This window comes from Tepidimonas sp. (assembly GCF_046292505.1).
GTDB lineage: Bacteria > Pseudomonadota > Gammaproteobacteria > Burkholderiales > Burkholderiaceae_C > Tepidimonas.
In genome coordinates this window covers 1-734 of sequence record NZ_JBKBQX010000173.1, presented here as the reverse complement: position 1 = coordinate 734, position 734 = coordinate 1, and the positions used below count along the sequence as shown (strand labels likewise).

General features: G+C 57.6%; 1 protein-coding gene. It reads right to left on the bottom strand.

Features of this window, described 5'->3' with window-relative positions:
• Nucleotides 1-151 precede the first annotated feature (151 nt).
• Nucleotides 152-734 (bottom strand): hypothetical protein (locus ACK4TH_RS12560; RefSeq protein WP_409626933.1); only part of this gene is annotated, 583 nt, incomplete at its 5' end.

Here is a 734-nt window from a genome sequence, read left to right as displayed (position 1 = left end):
GTCAGAACGCCCGACCGTGCCGGGCGCGGTGGACATTTCACACGGCGTGTGATTTGTCCGGGCAACAAAAAACCCGCCATACCGGCGGGCAACAAAAACCCGCCATACCGGCGGGCAACAAAAAACCCGCCATACCGGCGGGTTAGATAGTTTAGGCGGTATGTGTTTCCGCCAATTTGTGGATGCATTCTATGGCAATCCCAAACTGGCCCGCCCTGATCTTTTTGACGATATGAGCCTCCATGGCGCTCAACGTCATTTGTATGCCTTTAGCGGCTTCCTCACCGCTGGCCGGGGCCTTAGGTTCATTGTCGGCCTTGCCCGCCGCTTTGTCCGCCTTATCCGCTTTGGTGGGCTTTTCGGCCTTTGCCCTTTGGGCCGCCTTTCGCGCAGCCTCTTTGCTCTGGGGCTTCTTAGCCCCGAAGGCCGCTTCTACTCCTTTCCATACTTTGGCCCACTGATTCTGGGCCGTAGTTTCCTTGCAGCCCATCGCTTTGACGTACCCTTTAACCCACTGCCCGCGGATCGTCTTATATTGCGCGGCCGTGAGAGCGGCCGGCAACAAGTCCCCGATGGCCATTACAGACTCGGCCAGCCAGTTACCGTGCGCCATGCCGGCGACGCGGCCCGCCTCGAAAGACGCCGCGGAAAGGGTTTTGTTGATCGTAGACATAGGGTTTCCTTTCAATGATTGATTACGTGGCGACACCATTACCGCCACGGGTTCTATTATG